This is a genomic window from Kluyvera ascorbata ATCC 33433 (assembly GCF_000735365.1).
Classification (GTDB): Bacteria; Pseudomonadota; Gammaproteobacteria; order Enterobacterales; family Enterobacteriaceae; genus Kluyvera; species Kluyvera ascorbata.
The window spans coordinates 63,880-79,011 of the sequence record NZ_JMPL01000001.1 but is presented as its reverse complement, the minus strand read 5'-3'; the positions used below and the strand labels follow the sequence as shown (position 1 = coordinate 79,011).

Here is a 15,132-nt window from a genome sequence, read left to right as displayed (position 1 = left end):
ATTACACTACGCCTGCGCGCAGTAGGTCGTGCATATGTATCACACCTAGCAGATGGTCGCCATCGGCAACCAGCACGCAGGTGATATGACGGGATTGCATCAGGTTCAGCGCATCGACCGCCAGCATGCCGGGGCGAATACGAATGCCGCCCGGCGTCATGACGTCGGCAATGCCGAGGCTGCGCACATCGGCACCGGTATCGAAGATGCGTCGCAGGTCGCCGTCGGTGAAAATACCTTTGATCTGCATGTTGTCATCGCAGATGGCCGTCATACCCAGATTTTTACGGGTAATTTCCAGCAGGGCATCTCGTAGTGAGGCATCAACGCTGACGTGCGGTATCTCATCGCCAGTGTGCATAATATCGTTAACGCGCAGCAGAAGCTTGCGGCCTAATGCGCCACCGGGGTGGGAGAGCGCAAAATCTTCTGCGGTAAAGCCGCGCGCTTTCAGCAACGCAACGGCCAGCGCATCGCCCATTACCAGCGCTGCGGTGGTGCTGGACGTCGGAGCGAGCCCTAACGGGCAGGCTTCACGCGGGACTTTGACGCACAAATGAATATCCGCCGCGCGGCCCATGCTGCTGTCTGGTCGGCTGGTCATACAGATAAGCGGTACGCGCAGACGTTTTAATACCGGGATCAGCGCCAGAATTTCATTGGACTCGCCGGAGTTGGATAGGGCAATCACCACATCCTGGGGTGTTACCATGCCTAAATCGCCGTGTGCTGCCTCACCAGGGTGAACAAAAAAGGCAGAAGTCCCGGTGCTGGCGAAGGTGGCTGCCATCTTGCGGCCAATATGCCCGGATTTGCCCATTCCCATGACGACCACTTTGCCGGTGCAGTAGAAGATCTTCTCGCAGGCTTCGCTAAAGTCCTGATTAATGTATTGATCAAGCTGTTCCAGCCCTTCCCGTTCAATCGCCAGAACGTCTCTTCCTGCCTGCTGGAAGTCGAAATCTGACGGCAAATCTATTTGCGACATAATGTTATCCCAGTTCAATCGATGAAAAGCGGCGTGCCCCAGTAAAGCAGCGCCAGCCATAACACAAACCCGCTGATTAACAGTAAACCGGCGACGCGGCCAACCTGGCGTCGACGCCAGCAAAGCAGAGCGAAGACCACGCTGACCAGCATCATTACGCCATAGTCACGGGTAAACGCGAGGGGATTAAACGTTCCCGGCGCGATGAGGGCGGGGATCCCCAGTACGATAGCAATATTAAAGAAGTTCGAGCCGATAATGTTGCCGACGGCAATATCGTTTTCACCTTTGCGCACGCCTGCGATAGCGGTTGCCAGCTCTGGCAGGCTGGTGCCCAGCGCGATAACGGTCAGGCCGATGGTCAGTTCGCTCATGGCGAAGTAGTTCGCCAGCACGGTCGCGTTATCGATGACCATTCTGGTCGCCATTGGCATGACAATCAGCGCGACGCCAAGCCATAAACAGGCGACGGGCAGAGAACCGTCGCGCGGCAGTTCGGATAACTGCTCCTGGGTAAATTTGTCGTTACCCTGACGTTCGGCGAGACGGGCTATTTTAATGATAAACAACAGCCATAATCCGGCCAGAATAAATAAAAAGACACCGTCAAACCAGGACAGTTCTCCATCATACAGGACATACCCAGCGACCAGGCTTACGACCAACATTAGCGGTAATTCGCGGCGCAGAATATCAGAATGCACGGTAAATGGGTGGAACAGGGCGGTAAGCCCAAGAATGAGCAGAATGTTGACGATATTAGAGCCGACGGCGGTGCCGATGGCCAGATCGACCTGCCCGTGCAGCGAGGCGGCCGCGGAGACGATGATTTCCGGCAGTGAGGTACCGATGCTGACAACGGTTATACCTATAATCAGGGGGGGAACACCTAAAGCACGGCACAGAATGGAGGCGGAATACACGAGGCGGTCGGCGCTGTAGACCACCAGAAGTAAACCAATAATTAACAGAGCCGTGGCTAAGAGCATCAAAAGTCCTTTATTCGGGTATAATCGCCGGTCCGCAGGTCTGGACGTAACGAATTCCTAATTTTGACTTTATGCGCAGGAAAAGTAAAACAAATGCCAGATTTCGTTAACCAGAGCGGTTAGGATTCTGTAAGAATGCGGGGGCAAGCAGGAGTTTGCCCTACTTAAGGACCTGGAAAGGTAAGCCTATGAGCCAAAATATCGAGAATCTGGTCGAGGTGCGAGATGTCACGTTTTCGCGTGGCAATCGGGTCATCTTTGACAATATCTCGCTGTCGGTACCGCGCGGAAAAATTACCGCGATTATGGGGCCGTCGGGGATTGGCAAGACCACGCTGTTACGCCTGATTGGCGGGCAAATCCCCCCGGATAGCGGAGAGATCCTCTTTGACGGTGAGAACGTGCCGAAAATGTCGCGCTCTCGCCTGTATACCGTACGCAAGCGTATGAGCATGTTGTTTCAGTCCGGTGCGCTGTTCACCGACATGAACGTGTTTGATAACGTGGCGTATCCCATTCGTGAGCATACCCGCTTACCGGCGCCGTTGCTGAAAAGCACGGTAATGATGAAGCTGGAGGCCGTTGGCCTGCGCGGTGCTGCAACGCTGATGCCATCGGAACTCTCTGGCGGTATGGCCCGCCGCGCTGCGCTGGCGCGTGCTATTGCCCTGGAGCCAGATCTCATCATGTTCGACGAACCTTTCGTCGGCCAGGACCCGATTACCATGGGCGTGCTGGTGAAGCTGATTTCTGAACTCAACAGTGCGCTGGGTGTCACCTGTATTGTGGTTTCTCACGATGTGCCGGAAGTACTGAGCATTGCGGATTACGCTTATATCGTGGCGGACCAGAAAATTGTCGCGCACGGCAGCGCCTCTTCATTGCAGGAAAACAGCGATCCTCGAGTGCGTCAGTTCCTCGACGGTATTGCCGACGGCCCGGTGCCGTTCCGTTATCCTGCGGGCGACTATCGCCGCGATCTCATCGGCACAGGGAGTTAATCGACTTATGCTGTTAAATGCACTGGCAGCGCTTGGACATCGCGGGATCAAGACCGTCGCGACGTTTGGGCGAGCTGGGTTAATGTTATTCAATGCCGTTATCGGCAAGCCGGAGTTCCGCAAACACGCGCCGCTGCTGGTGCGCCAGCTGTACAACGTCGGCGTGCTTTCTCTGGTTATCATCATCGTGTCGGGCGTATTTATTGGCATGGTGCTGGGGCTGCAGGGTTACCTCGTGCTGACCACCTACAGCGCTGAGACCAGTCTCGGCATGCTGGTGGCGCTGTCGCTGCTGCGTGAACTGGGGCCGGTGGTTGCCGCGCTGCTGTTCGCCGGGCGCGCGGGTTCTGCGCTGACCGCGGAAATCGGCCTGATGCGCGCCACCGAGCAGCTCTCCAGCATGGAGATGATGGCGGTGGATCCGCTGCGCCGCGTTATCTCCCCTCGCTTATGGGCTGGCGTCATTTCGCTGCCGCTACTGACCATTATCTTTGTGGCCGTCGGCATCTGGGGTGGTTCACTGGTTGGCGTAAGCTGGAAAGGTATTGATGCCGGGTTCTTCTGGTCGGCGATGCAAAATGCGGTGGACTGGCGTCTTGATCTGGTGAACTGCCTGATCAAGAGCGTTGTTTTCGCCATTACGGTGACATGGATTGCGTTATTTAACGGTTACGATGCGATCCCCACTTCTGCCGGAATTAGCCGGGCGACGACGCGCACCGTGGTGCACTCCTCGCTGGCGGTTCTTGGGCTGGACTTTGTGCTGACGGCACTGATGTTTGGGAATTGAGTGAATGCAAACGAAAAAGAGTGAAATCTGGGTCGGTATTTTTCTGTTGGTTGCCCTGCTGGCGGCGCTGTTTATCTGCCTGAAGGCGGCGGATGTTTCGTCAATGAAATCAGAACCAACCTACCGCATTTACGCCACCTTCGATAACATCGGCGGCCTGAAAAACCGTTCACCGGTGCGGATTGGCGGTGTAGTGATTGGCCGCGTCGCGGATATTGAACTGGATCCGAAAACGTACTTACCGCGCGTCGCTATCGACATCGAAGATCGCTATAACCACATCCCCGATACCAGTTCCTTGGCCATTCGTACTTCTGGCCTGCTTGGGGAACAGTATCTGGCGCTGAACGTCGGTTTTGAAGATCCCGATCTCGGAACGTCTATCCTTAAAGATGGCGGTACCATTCAGGACACCAAATCGGCGATGGTACTGGAAGACCTGATTGGCCAGTTCCTTTACAACAGCAAGGGCAGCGACAATCAGAATTCTGGCGATGCGCAGGGTTCTATAGAAGGACATACTGGTACGACGACGCCTGCGACTGGCGCGACGAATTAATCTCAGGAGATACTCGACATGTTTAAACGTTTACTGATGGTCGCCATGCTGGTGATTGCGCCGTTAACGGCAGCCACTGCGGCAGACCAAACCAACCCTTACAAGCTGATGAATGAAGCGGCGCAGAAGACGTTCGATCGCCTGAAGAATGAACAACCGAAGATTCGTTCTAACCCGAACTACCTGCGTGACGTGGTCGATCAGGAACTGCTGCCGTATGTTCAGGTAAAATATGCCGGTGCGCTGGTACTGGGTCGCTACTACAAAGATGCCACGCCCGCTCAGCGTGAAGCTTACTTCACCGCTTTCCGCGAATACCTGAAGCAGGCGTACGGTCAGGCGCTGGCGATGTACCACGGCCAGACCTACCAGATTGCGCCAGAACAGCCGCTGGGCGATGCGACCATCGTGCCTATTCGTGTGACCATCATCGATCCGAACGGCCGTCCTCCGGTGCGTCTTGACTTCCAGTGGCGTAAAAATACCCAGACGGGTAACTGGCAGGCATACGACATGATTGCGGAAGGGGTGAGTATGATCACCACCAAGCAGAACGAATGGAGCGACCTGCTGCGTACCAAAGGCATTGACGGCCTGACCGCACAGCTGAAATCTATTTCTGCACAGCCAATCACCCTGGATCAGAAAAAATAATGGCCGAACAGCTAAGCTGGAAGCGCGATGGTGAACGCCTGGCGCTGCACGGTGAACTGGATCAGGATTTTCTGGTATCCCTGTGGGATGCCAGAACCGAGGCTACGCAGGGAGTATCCATTATCGACCTCAGCGGCCTAAGCCGCGTCGATACGGCAGGCCTGGCGCTGCTGGTGCATCTGGTTGAACTTATCCGCGCGCAGGGGCGTACGCCGAGCCTGGAAGGGGTAAGCGAAAAAGTCGCGACCCTGAAAAGCTTATACAACCTGCCAGAAGGTATGATCCCCTAACAGTTTCAGCACGTTACTGTCATGGTTTCTGATAAAGCCCCATCAATCTCAACGATGGGGCTTTTTGCTTGTTTAAGACCGCGCCACTTTCCTCTAAGATGTGGGGCTTGTTTTCACTCTCAAATGAAATGCGAACCTATGGAAAATAATGAAATTCAGACCGTGCTGATGAATGCACTCTCCCTTCAGGAAGTTCTCGTTTCTGGCGATGGCAGCCACTTCCAGGTTATTGCCGTGGGTGAGATGTTTGATGGCATGAGCCGCGTCAAGAAGCAGCAGACTATCTATGGCCCGCTGATGGAATACCTTGCGGATAACCGCATCCATGCCCTGTCGATCAAAGCGTATACCCCGCAAGAGTGGGCACGCGATCGCAAACTTAACGGTTTTTGAGCCAGGGGAAAAGTGCGTGCACTTTTCCGGTGGCGAACGTGAATACTTAACAGAGATTAGATTTGATGGATAAATTTCGTGTGCAGGGGCCAACCCGCCTTCAGGGCGAGGTCACCATTAGCGGTGCAAAAAACGCTGCCCTGCCGATTCTTTTTGCCGCGCTGTTGGCAGAAGACCCGGTAGAGATCCAGAACGTACCGAAGCTGAAAGACGTTGATACTTCCATGAAGCTGCTGACGCAGCTGGGTGCCAAAGTTGAACGTAACGGCTCGGTCTGGATTGACGCTGGCCCGGTCAATGTTTTCTGTGCGCCGTACGAGCTGGTGAAAACCATGCGTGCGTCTATCTGGGCGCTGGGGCCGCTGGTGGCTCGCTTTGGTCAAGGACAGGTTTCTCTGCCGGGCGGCTGCACCATCGGTGCGCGCCCGGTTGACCTGCACATCTCTGGCCTTGAGCAACTGGGCGCAGAAATTAAGCTGGAAGAAGGTTACGTCAAAGCGTCCGTCAACGGTCGTTTAAAAGGCGCGCATATCGTCATGGACATGGTCAGCGTTGGCGCGACCGTTACCATCATGACGGCCGCGACGCTGGCGGAAGGCACCACCATCATCGAAAACGCCGCGCGTGAACCGGAAATCGTCGATACGGCGAACTTCCTCAACGCGATGGGCGCGAAGGTGACGGGGCAGGGTACCGACCGTATTACCATCGAAGGCGTGAAGCGTCTGGGCGGCGGCGTATACCGCGTTCTGCCAGACCGTATCGAAACCGGCACCTTCCTGGTGGCGGCGGCTATCTCCGGCGGCAAAATTGTCTGCCGTAACGCACAGCCTGATACGCTGGATGCTGTACTGGCTAAGCTGCGTGAAGCCGGTGCTGACGTTGAAGTGGGCGAAGACTGGATTAGCCTCGACATGCACGGCAAGCGCCCGAAAGCGGTGAACGTGCGTACAGCTCCACACCCGGCGTTCCCGACGGACATGCAGGCGCAGTTCACGTTGCTGAACATGGTCGCGGAAGGTACAGGGGTTATCACTGAGACGGTCTTTGAAAACCGCTTTATGCACATTCCTGAACTTATTCGTATGGGCGCGCGTGCGGAAATCGAAAGCAACACCGCGATTTGCCACGGCGTTGAGCAGCTTTCCGGTGCCCAGGTAATGGCGACTGACCTGCGAGCTTCTGCGAGCCTCGTGCTGGCGGGTTGCATCGCTCAGGGCACGACGATCGTTGACCGTATCTACCACATCGATCGTGGTTATGAGCGCATTGAAGATAAACTGCGTGGTTTAGGCGCGAATATCGAGCGTATCAAGGGCGAGTAATCGCTGCCGTGAATAAAGCGCCCGCTATTGATGGTGGGCGCTTCTCTCCCTCTGCTATTTTTCCTGCTTACCGCTGCGGATAGCCTGTGTTCTATCGATAAACGCATGGGTTATTGGATCGTGATAACGTGACGGCCAAATCACCCAGGGTTCAGTCCCCAGGGCTTTTGCTACGATCATCTCTCCTTTCGGCCATGGACGAGAAAGGACGTTAGCTAACGTCGATGAGCTAAGTCCGTTTTTGCGTGACTCTGCAGCCATCGATGTGCCTCTCTTTCGTAAACCCGCGATGATGTCTGCGGGATGCCAGTCGCTAAACCTCTCCATACTTCCTCCCTGAAAGCCGTCGTTAACTCGTTACGCTAAGTGAGGAATATACTGTATCTCTCTTTTTTATAAGTTCATAAAGAGTTCGAGTAAGTTTCTTTAAATTAGGAAAACATCAAATTTCTGGTAAAAAAAAGCGCCTTCAGGCGCTTTCAGGAATGTACCCGCACGGTTGCAGGTAGGGCATTCTGGGGCTATCGGTCGCGTTGAACGGCGATATGGGCGAGGCCGATAAGCGCATCGCGCCATGGTGTATCCGGCAGAGAAGCCAGAGAAGCAATCGCCTTATCGGCTTCTTCTTCGGCACGCTGGCGCGTCCATTCCAGAGAACCACAGGCGGCCATTGCATCCAGTACGGGCTCCAGGAGATGGCGACCGTTACCCTGTTCGATAGCGCCGCGAATGAGCTGAGCCTGTTCTGGCGTGCCGTTACGCATGGCGTGTAGCAGCGGTAGAGTTGGCTTACCTTCGTTGAGATCGTCGCCTACGTTTTTACCCAGCGTCTCTCCGTCGGCGCTGTAGTCGAGCAGGTCATCAATCAGCTGGAAAGCGGTGCCGAGATAGCGGCCATAGTCCTGCAGCCCTTTCTCTTGCTCAGACGTACAACCCGCCAGCAAGCCAGAACATTGCGCCGCCGCTTCAAACAGACGCGCTGTCTTGCTGTAGATAACGCGCATATAGTTCTCTTCGGTGATGTCCGGATCGTTGACGTTCATCAACTGAAGGACTTCGCCTTCTGCAATGACGTTAACGGCTTCTGACATCACTTCCAGTACCTTCAGTGAACCGAGGCTGGTCATCATCTGGAATGCACGCGTATAGATAAAGTCGCCAACCAGTACGCTGGCCGCGTTACCAAAGGCCGCATTGGCCGTTGCTTTGCCGCGGCGCATATCGGACTCATCGACAACATCATCATGCAGCAGCGTCGCGGTATGAATAAATTCGATCAGCGCGGCGATAGTGACGTGGGCGTTTCCCTGATAGCCAACGGCGCGGGCGGCCAGGACGGCGATCATTGGACGAATCCGTTTTCCGCCGCCGCTGACGATATAATAGCCAAGCTGGTTGATCAATTGGACGTCCGAGTTGAGCTGCTCAAGAATCGTCGCATTGACACCCGCCATATCCTGCGCGGTTAACTCATTGATTTTTTGTAAATTCATCGCAAAAGCCGGGCTTAATGTCCTGTTTACCACTTATCCATACGGGATAACGAAGGTTTTACGTTAGAGTTGTACCTACGATTGTACTGAAAAAACGGCTCAGATAAACGTTGCCGTGCAGGTTGTATTTTTTTTCTGCATCTATTGATGCTAGCACTTGTCAAAGGCTCGCGTTTTGCGTAATATTCGCGCCCTATTGTGAATATTTATAGCGCACTCTGAATCACACGAAGAGGTGCGCGGAAGCGGAGTTTATATGTACGCGGTTTTCCAAAGTGGTGGTAAACAACACCGAGTAAGCGAAGGTCAGACCGTTCGCCTGGAAAAGCTGGACATCGCAACTGGCGAATCTGTTGAATTCGCTGAAGTTCTGATGATCGCAAACGGTGAAGAAGTCAAAATCGGCGTTCCTTTCGTTGATGGCGGCGTTATCAAAGCTGAAGTTGTTGCTCACGGTCGTGGCGAGAAAGTTAAAATCGTTAAGTTTCGTCGTCGTAAACACTACCGTAAGCAGCAGGGCCATCGTCAGTGGTTCACTGATGTGAAAATTACTGGCATCAGCGCTTAAGTTAAGGGGAGCAGATTAAATGGCACATAAAAAGGCTGGTGGCTCGACTCGTAACGGTCGCGACTCAGAAGCTAAACGTCTGGGCGTAAAACGCTTCGGCGGCGAATCCGTTCTGGCTGGTAGCATCATCGTTCGTCAACGTGGTACTCAGTTCCACGCTGGTTCTAACGTAGGCTGCGGCAAAGACCACACTCTGTTTGCTAAAGCAGACGGTAAAGTGAAATTCGAAGTGAAAGGCCCGAAAAACCGTCGTTATATCAGCATCGTTGCTGAATAAGTTTTTCGCGTCCCGGTAACGGATGAAAGCCCCGCAACGTGTTGCGGGGCTTTTTACATTCGACGCCAGGAAAATGATGGGTTGTACCACCGTTTCAGGGCAGGGAATCCGGAATGAAGCAGCAGGCGGGCATCGGTATCATGTTGGCGCTTACCACAGCGATTTGCTGGGGGGCACTGCCAATTGCCATGAAACAGGTTCTGGAAGTCATGGAACCGCCCACCATCGTCTTCTACCGCTTTTTGATGGCAAGCTGTGGCCTTGGCCTCATTTTGTCCTGGAAGCGCAAGCTGCCCTCTTTGCGGCTGTTTCGCAACCCGCGCTGGCTAGTTCTGCTGCTTATCGCAACCGGCGGGCTGTTTGGTAACTTCGTGCTGTTTAGCTCATCGCTGCAGTACGTAAGCCCTACGGCGTCCCAGGTTATCGGCCAACTCTCGCCCGTTGGGATGATGGTTGCCAGCGTCTTTATCCTCAAGGAGAAGATGCGCGGTACGCAGGTAGTGGGCGCACTCATGCTTATCTGCGGGCTGGTCATGTTCTTTAATACCAGCCTGATTGAAATTTTTACCCGCCTGACCGATTACACCTGGGGTGTGATTTTTGGGGTTAGCGCGGCGATGGTCTGGGTGAGTTACGGTGTCGCGCAAAAGGTGTTATTGCGACGCCTGGCATCACAGCAGATCCTCTTTTTATTGTACACTTTATGTACAATTGCACTGCTGCCGTTAGCAAAGCCTGAGGTTATTGGGCTACTGAGTGACTGGCAGCTAGCCTGTCTGATCTTCTGTGGTCTGAACACACTGGTCGGTTATGGGGCGCTCGCGGAAGCGATGGCGCGCTGGCAGGCGGCACAGGTGAGCGCGTTAATCACGCTGACTCCTCTGTTTACCCTGTTATTTTCAGATTTATTATCAATGGCCTGGCCCGATTTCTTCGCCAGACCGATGTTGAACCTTATTGGTTACCTCGGTGCGTTTGTCGTGGTTGCGGGCGCGATGTATTCCGCCATTGGTCATCGTCTATGGGGGCGGTGGCGTAAGCGTGAAGCGGTTGTTCCGTTACCCCGCGCAGGCGAATGATTTACGGAGAGTAAAATGAAGTTTGTTGATGAAGCAACGATCCTGGTCGTAGCAGGTGATGGTGGTAATGGTTGCGTAAGCTTCCGCCGTGAAAAATATATTCCTCGTGGTGGTCCTGACGGCGGTGACGGCGGTGACGGCGGTGACGTCTGGATGGAAGCCGACGAGAACCTGAACACCCTGATTGACTACCGTTTCGAAAAATCTTTCCGCGCTGAACGTGGCCAGAACGGTGCGAGCCGTGACTGTACCGGTAAACGTGGTAAAGACGTCACCATCAAGGTGCCGGTGGGTACCCGCGTTATCGATCAGGGCACTGGCGAAACCATGGGCGATATGACCAAACATGGTCAGCGTCTGATGGTCGCTAAAGGCGGCTGGCACGGTCTGGGTAACACCCGTTTCAAATCTTCCGTCAACCGTACGCCGCGTCAAAAGACCATGGGTACGCCGGGCGATAAACGTGACCTGCAGCTCGAACTGATGCTGCTGGCGGACGTGGGTATGCTGGGTATGCCAAACGCCGGTAAATCCACCTTTATCCGCGCAGTGTCTGCGGCGAAGCCAAAAGTGGCTGACTATCCGTTTACCACGCTGGTACCAAGCCTTGGCGTTGTGCGTGTCGATAACGAGAAGAGCTTCGTGGTCGCAGACATCCCGGGTCTGATTGAAGGCGCATCTGAAGGCGCTGGCCTCGGTATCCGCTTCCTGAAGCACCTTGAGCGCTGCCGCGTGCTGCTGCACATCATCGATATCGATCCAATCGACGGTTCCGATCCGGCTGAAAACGCCAAAATCATCATTGGTGAACTTGAGAAATACAGCGAGAAGCTGGCGAATAAGCCACGCTGGCTGCTGTTTAACAAGATCGACACCATGGATAAAGCGGAAGCTGAAGCGAAAGCCAAAGCGATTGCCGAAGCGATGGGTTGGGAAGATAAGTACTACCTGATCTCCGCAGCAAGCCAGGTTGGCGTGAAAGATCTGTGCTGGGACGTGATGAATTTCATCATCGAGAACCCAATTGCTCAGGCTGAAGAAGCTGCCCAGCCAGAGAAAGTCGAGTTCATGTGGGATGACTACCATCGCCAGCAGCTCGACGAAGTCGCCGCAGAAGCGGAAGACGAAGAGTGGGATGACGACTGGGATGAAGACGACGAAGAAGGCGTTGAGTTCATCTACAAACGTTAATTCAACGTCCTCTGTAGCCCGGCCGAACGAAGTGACGCCGGGATCCCCCGGAGTCGGTGTTATCACACCTCGTCCGGGCTACAAATATCAAATAAAAAGGGCCGCATCTGCGGCCCTTTTTTATCAATTGTTCTGATAAATATCCTTGTACAACCGGCTCTCAAAGCGTACCAGCGGAATACGTCGATTACGCTGATCCGCAGGCGGCACTGCGTACCCTGACAGATACTGCACAAACGCCATACGCTGCCCGCTGGCGGTGGTAATAAAGCCCGCCAGGTTGTATACACCCTGCAGTGAACCGGTCTTCGCCGAAACCTTACCATCTACGCCCGCCTGATGCAGGCCCGCGCGGTACTGTAACGAACCGTCGTGGCCGGCAAGCGGTAGCATGGAGATGAAGTCCAGCTCATTATCGTGCTGGGCAATATACTGCAGCGCCTGCATCATGGTGGCTGGCGCGATTAGGTTATGTCGCGATAGGCCGGAGCCGTCGGCAATGATCGTATTACCCAAATCTACGCCTGCCTGCTGACGCAGGATCTGGCGAACCGCATCTGAGCCCGCTCGCCAGGTGCCTGGAACCCCAAAGCGCGAATGGCCAATCATACGAAACACGGTGTCGGCGATCATGTTGTCCGATTTTTTCAGCATGATCTTCAGCAAATCGTGCAGTGGTGCCGACTGCTTGCTCGCGATCACGGTGCCGGGCTCATTCACCAGCGTCTGGCGCAGCAGCGTACCGGTGTAGGTGATCCCGGCCTGCTTGAGTTCATCTTTGATAATTGCCCCGGCATAGCTTGCGCCATCCTGAATGGCAAACGCCAGCGGCAGAGGGTCTGCACGCTGTGGCAGACAGCCGGTGAGCGTGTAGCGGTTCAGGTCGCCAGGCACCACATCCAGCTCGCAGTATTGGGCTTCCGGCGAGCCTTTTGCCAGCGTACGCACTTGGCTGAACATCGTCACCGGGTAGTAAGAGGCAATGCGGATGAACGCCAGATCGTTAGCCTTCTGGGCGCTATAAAGTGAAATAGAGAAGCAGTTGCGGTCGATAATCGCGGCAGCAGGCGGTGCGCTGAAACACTGCGTCAAATCGTTCCATGGCCAGCCTGGCGCTTTATCGTGGCTGGCGAAAATGGACGTGTCGATCATGATGTTGCCATCAATATTCTGTACGCCAGACTTTTTCAACGTCGCGACCATATTGCGAATATCCTGGCGTTTTAGCGTAGGATCGCCACCAAATCTCGCAATAAGGTCGCCTTTAAGAGTGCCGTTATCCACGCTGCCTTTACTTTCAAGCGTGGTGGTAAAGCGGAAATCCGGGCCAAGCTGGAGCAGGGCTGCCAGCGCGGTAAGTACCTTTTGGGTACTGGCCGGTAGCGCCATCTGCTGGCCGTGATAATCAATCAGCGGCGCGGGGGCGCCCACTTTCTGTACCAGAAGCGCGAGGTTGGCCCCGTCGGGCAGCTGATTGATATATTCATCAACATTCGCGGCCTGAACGCTAAACGCTATACTGGTAGTCAATCCGATGATAAATCTGGAAAATCGCATAATCTCGCGCTAACAACCTGGAAACAAGCCGTCATACTACGGCGCAACGCCCTGTAAAGTAAACGATGACCCGTAGTGAACTTCGGGGTAAAATGCGTATCAAATTAAAAATTGCTGCTGACCTGGGGCTTCGTACCCGGGTCGGTTTTCTTTTGCTTCTGGCCTGGTGTTGATAGCGACTCAGGCGGGCTTAGCAGCCGGAGCGGGGCGAACCGCTCCCAACAGGAATGTTTAAGAGGTATAACAATGCAAGCTATTCCGATGACCCTTCGTGGTGCAGAAAAACTGCGTGAAGAACTGGACTTTCTGAAGTCCGTACGCCGCCCAGAAATCATTGCGTCCATCGCCGAAGCGCGCGAGCACGGCGACCTGAAAGAGAACGCGGAGTACCATGCTGCCCGTGAGCAGCAGGGCTTCTGTGAAGGACGTATCAAAGATATCGAAGCGAAGCTGTCTAACGCCCAGGTTATCGACATCACCAAGATCCCAAACAATGGTCGTGTGATTTTTGGTGCTACCGTGAAGGTGTTGAACCTGGATAACGACGAAGAGCAGACTTACCGCATCGTGGGCGACGACGAAGCTGATTTCAAACAGAACCTGATCTCCGTTAACTCACCAATTGCCCGTGGGTTGATTGGCAAAGAGCAGGATGACGTGGTCACTATCCGCACCCCGGGTGGTGAAGTTGAATTCGAAATCATCCACGTGGATTATCTGTAAGATTTGTTCAACACTGAATTGTTGAACAAGTGTAAAGATAAGAAAAAGGCCGCATAGCGGCCTTTTATCAAGCATAAGAGCGTGGCATGTTGCTAGCCCTTGTATAGAAAATCCCTCATTTAACACAATGTTGTGTCAGAAATTAGGATATTCTTAACGTGGCAGCGAGATTTTACGTTCTTTACCAGGGCGATAAAGCACCAGCATCTTACCGATGACCTGTACATTACAGGCGCCGGTTTCGCGAACGATAGCGTCCACAATCAAAGTTTTGGTCTCTCTGTCTTCCGAGGCGACTTTCACCTTGATAAGTTCATGGTGCTCTAACGCTTGTTCAATCTCGGCCAGTACCCCTTCGGTCAAACCATTGTTGCCAAGCATAACGACAGGCTTGAGCGGATGTGCGAGACCTTTTAGGTGCTGTTTTTGTTTAGTACTCAGATTCATCGTATATTTTTGCTTACGTTGGGATTGAAAACGGGTCATTCTACCGCCATCTCCCATATATCGCCAAACAGTGCGTAGAAATTTACGCCGAAAGGCTACGATGAACTGCCCCGATGGGAATGTTAAATGACAGGTAAAAAGCGTTCTGCCAGTTCAAGCCGCTGGCTTCAGGAACACTTTAGCGATAAATATGTTCAAGAGGCACAGAAAAAGGGGTTACGTTCCCGTGCCTGGTTTAAACTTGATGAAATACAGCAAAGTGACAAACTTTTTAAACCGGGGATGACGGTAGTTGACCTCGGTGCTGCTCCAGGAGGCTGGTCACAGTACGTGGTCACGCAGATTGGCGGCAAAGGCCGCATTATCGCTTGCGATCTTTTACCTATGGATCCAATCGTTGGTGTGGACTTCCTTCAGGGCGATTTTCGTGATGAACTCGTGATGAAGGCATTACTGGAACGCGTGGGTGACAGTAAAGTACAAGTTGTCATGTCAGATATGGCACCAAACATGAGCGGAACGCCGGCGGTTGACATCCCCCGGGCCATGTATCTGGTGGAACTGGCGCTTGAAATGGCTCGTGATGTGTTAGCGCCGGGCGGAAATTTTGTAGTGAAAGTGTTCCAGGGCGAAGGCTTCGATGAGTACCTAAGGGAAATTCGCTCCCTGTTTACGAAGGTTAAAGTTCGTAAGCCGGACTCTTCGCGTGCGCGTTCACGTGAAGTGTACATTGTAGCGACCGGGCGAAAATGATAGACGGTGGTTTTTCAAACGAAAGTTTGAAAGAAGCTGGATATAGAGTATCCTG

The 15,132-nt window shown here is 53.8% G+C and carries 19 protein-coding genes; 13 read left to right on the top strand and 6 right to left on the bottom strand.

From position 1 onward, the window contains the following. Position 1 precedes the first annotated feature (1 nt). Together kdsD and GKAS_RS00375 are read right to left on the bottom strand one after the other, a co-directional pair. Positions 2 to 988 carry an arabinose-5-phosphate isomerase KdsD gene (gene kdsD / locus GKAS_RS00380; RefSeq protein ID WP_035891159.1) on the bottom strand — a complete coding sequence of 329 codons (987 nt, stop codon included), beginning with the start codon at positions 986 to 988 and terminating at the stop codon, positions 2 to 4. A 14-nt stretch (positions 989 to 1,002) separates the two neighbouring features. Then, positions 1,003 to 1,977, bottom strand: coding sequence for a calcium/sodium antiporter (locus GKAS_RS00375; protein WP_035891156.1), 975 nt, complete (start codon positions 1,975 to 1,977; stop codon positions 1,003 to 1,005). A 188-nt stretch (positions 1,978 to 2,165) separates the two neighbouring features. Between GKAS_RS00375 and mlaF the strand changes: the two genes are divergently transcribed. The 7 genes from mlaF (at position 2,166) to murA (ending at position 6,989) form a co-directional block, all read left to right on the top strand. Next, positions 2,166 to 2,978: a phospholipid ABC transporter ATP-binding protein MlaF gene (mlaF, locus tag GKAS_RS00370; protein ID WP_035891154.1), complete on the top strand. Its 813-nt coding sequence runs from the start codon at positions 2,166 to 2,168 to the stop codon at positions 2,976 to 2,978. Between the two features lie 7 nt (positions 2,979 to 2,985). Continuing rightward, positions 2,986 to 3,768 carry a lipid asymmetry maintenance ABC transporter permease subunit MlaE gene (mlaE, locus tag GKAS_RS00365; RefSeq protein ID WP_035891153.1) on the top strand — a complete coding sequence of 261 codons (783 nt, stop codon included), beginning with the start codon at positions 2,986 to 2,988 and terminating at the stop codon, positions 3,766 to 3,768. A gap of 4 nt (positions 3,769 to 3,772) precedes the next feature. After that, positions 3,773 to 4,327 carry an outer membrane lipid asymmetry maintenance protein MlaD gene (gene mlaD / locus GKAS_RS00360; protein ID WP_035891150.1) on the top strand — a complete coding sequence of 185 codons (555 nt, stop codon included), beginning with the start codon at positions 3,773 to 3,775 and terminating at the stop codon, positions 4,325 to 4,327. Between the two features lie 18 nt (positions 4,328 to 4,345). Continuing rightward, positions 4,346 to 4,981 carry a phospholipid-binding protein MlaC gene (gene mlaC, locus GKAS_RS00355; RefSeq protein ID WP_035891146.1) on the top strand — a complete coding sequence of 212 codons (636 nt, stop codon included), beginning with the start codon at positions 4,346 to 4,348 and terminating at the stop codon, positions 4,979 to 4,981. Further along, positions 4,981 to 5,271: a lipid asymmetry maintenance protein MlaB gene (gene mlaB, locus GKAS_RS00350; RefSeq protein WP_035891143.1), complete on the top strand. Its 291-nt coding sequence runs from the start codon at positions 4,981 to 4,983 to the stop codon at positions 5,269 to 5,271. Before mlaC ends, mlaB begins: the two co-directional genes overlap by 1 nt. Before the next feature lie 138 nt (positions 5,272 to 5,409). Next, on the top strand, positions 5,410 to 5,664 hold the full coding sequence (gene ibaG / locus GKAS_RS00345) for a BolA family iron metabolism protein IbaG (RefSeq protein ID WP_035891140.1): 255 nt from the start codon (positions 5,410 to 5,412) through the stop codon (positions 5,662 to 5,664). 65 nt (positions 5,665 to 5,729) lie between these two features. Next, on the top strand, positions 5,730 to 6,989 hold the full coding sequence (gene murA, locus GKAS_RS00340; protein WP_035891138.1) for a UDP-N-acetylglucosamine 1-carboxyvinyltransferase: 1,260 nt from the start codon (positions 5,730 to 5,732) through the stop codon (positions 6,987 to 6,989). A gap of 54 nt (positions 6,990 to 7,043) precedes the next feature. On the opposite strand, the gene sfsB is transcribed toward murA, so the two are convergent. Together sfsB and ispB are read right to left on the bottom strand one after the other, a co-directional pair. Then, complete coding sequence (gene sfsB / locus GKAS_RS00335; protein ID WP_035891135.1) at positions 7,044 to 7,316, bottom strand: DNA-binding transcriptional regulator SfsB; 273 nt, start codon at positions 7,314 to 7,316, stop codon at positions 7,044 to 7,046. 194 nt (positions 7,317 to 7,510) lie between these two features. Then, positions 7,511 to 8,482, bottom strand: a complete 972-nt coding sequence (gene ispB / locus GKAS_RS00330) for an octaprenyl diphosphate synthase (protein ID WP_035891132.1) — start codon at positions 8,480 to 8,482, stop codon at positions 7,511 to 7,513. Between the two features lie 256 nt (positions 8,483 to 8,738). Here ispB and rplU point away from each other — a divergent pair, with 256 nt between their 5' ends. The 4 genes from rplU (at position 8,739) to cgtA (ending at position 11,597) form a co-directional block, all read left to right on the top strand. Beyond that, positions 8,739 to 9,050: a 50S ribosomal protein L21 gene (rplU, locus tag GKAS_RS00325; RefSeq protein WP_003025032.1), complete on the top strand. Its 312-nt coding sequence runs from the start codon at positions 8,739 to 8,741 to the stop codon at positions 9,048 to 9,050. A 19-nt stretch (positions 9,051 to 9,069) separates the two neighbouring features. After that, on the top strand, positions 9,070 to 9,327 hold the full coding sequence (gene rpmA, locus GKAS_RS00320; RefSeq protein WP_035891128.1) for a 50S ribosomal protein L27: 258 nt from the start codon (positions 9,070 to 9,072) through the stop codon (positions 9,325 to 9,327). Between the two features lie 113 nt (positions 9,328 to 9,440). Further along, positions 9,441 to 10,406, top strand: coding sequence for a DMT family transporter (locus tag GKAS_RS00315; protein WP_035891126.1), 966 nt, complete (start codon positions 9,441 to 9,443; stop codon positions 10,404 to 10,406). 15 nt (positions 10,407 to 10,421) lie between these two features. Next, complete coding sequence (gene cgtA / locus GKAS_RS00310; protein ID WP_035891123.1) at positions 10,422 to 11,597, top strand: Obg family GTPase CgtA; 1,176 nt, start codon at positions 10,422 to 10,424, stop codon at positions 11,595 to 11,597. Positions 11,598 to 11,720: 123 nt separating this feature from the next. Here cgtA and dacB read toward each other — a convergent pair whose 3' ends face one another. Continuing rightward, positions 11,721 to 13,154, bottom strand: a complete 1,434-nt coding sequence (dacB, locus tag GKAS_RS00305) for a serine-type D-Ala-D-Ala carboxypeptidase (protein WP_035891120.1) — start codon at positions 13,152 to 13,154, stop codon at positions 11,721 to 11,723. 246 nt (positions 13,155 to 13,400) lie between these two features. Between dacB and greA the strand changes: the two genes are divergently transcribed. Next, positions 13,401 to 13,877: a transcription elongation factor GreA gene (greA, locus tag GKAS_RS00300; protein WP_035891119.1), complete on the top strand. Its 477-nt coding sequence runs from the start codon at positions 13,401 to 13,403 to the stop codon at positions 13,875 to 13,877. A 153-nt stretch (positions 13,878 to 14,030) separates the two neighbouring features. On the opposite strand, the gene yhbY is transcribed toward greA, so the two are convergent. Continuing rightward, positions 14,031 to 14,324, bottom strand: coding sequence for a ribosome assembly RNA-binding protein YhbY (gene yhbY / locus GKAS_RS00295; protein ID WP_035891263.1), 294 nt, complete (start codon positions 14,322 to 14,324; stop codon positions 14,031 to 14,033). Between the two features lie 126 nt (positions 14,325 to 14,450). On the opposite strand from yhbY, the gene rlmE reads away from it, so the two are divergent. Next, entirely contained in the window at positions 14,451 to 15,077 is a 627-nt protein-coding gene (rlmE, locus tag GKAS_RS00290; protein WP_035891117.1) for a 23S rRNA (uridine(2552)-2'-O)-methyltransferase RlmE, read from the top strand. The last annotated feature ends 55 nt before the right edge of the window (positions 15,078 to 15,132 follow it).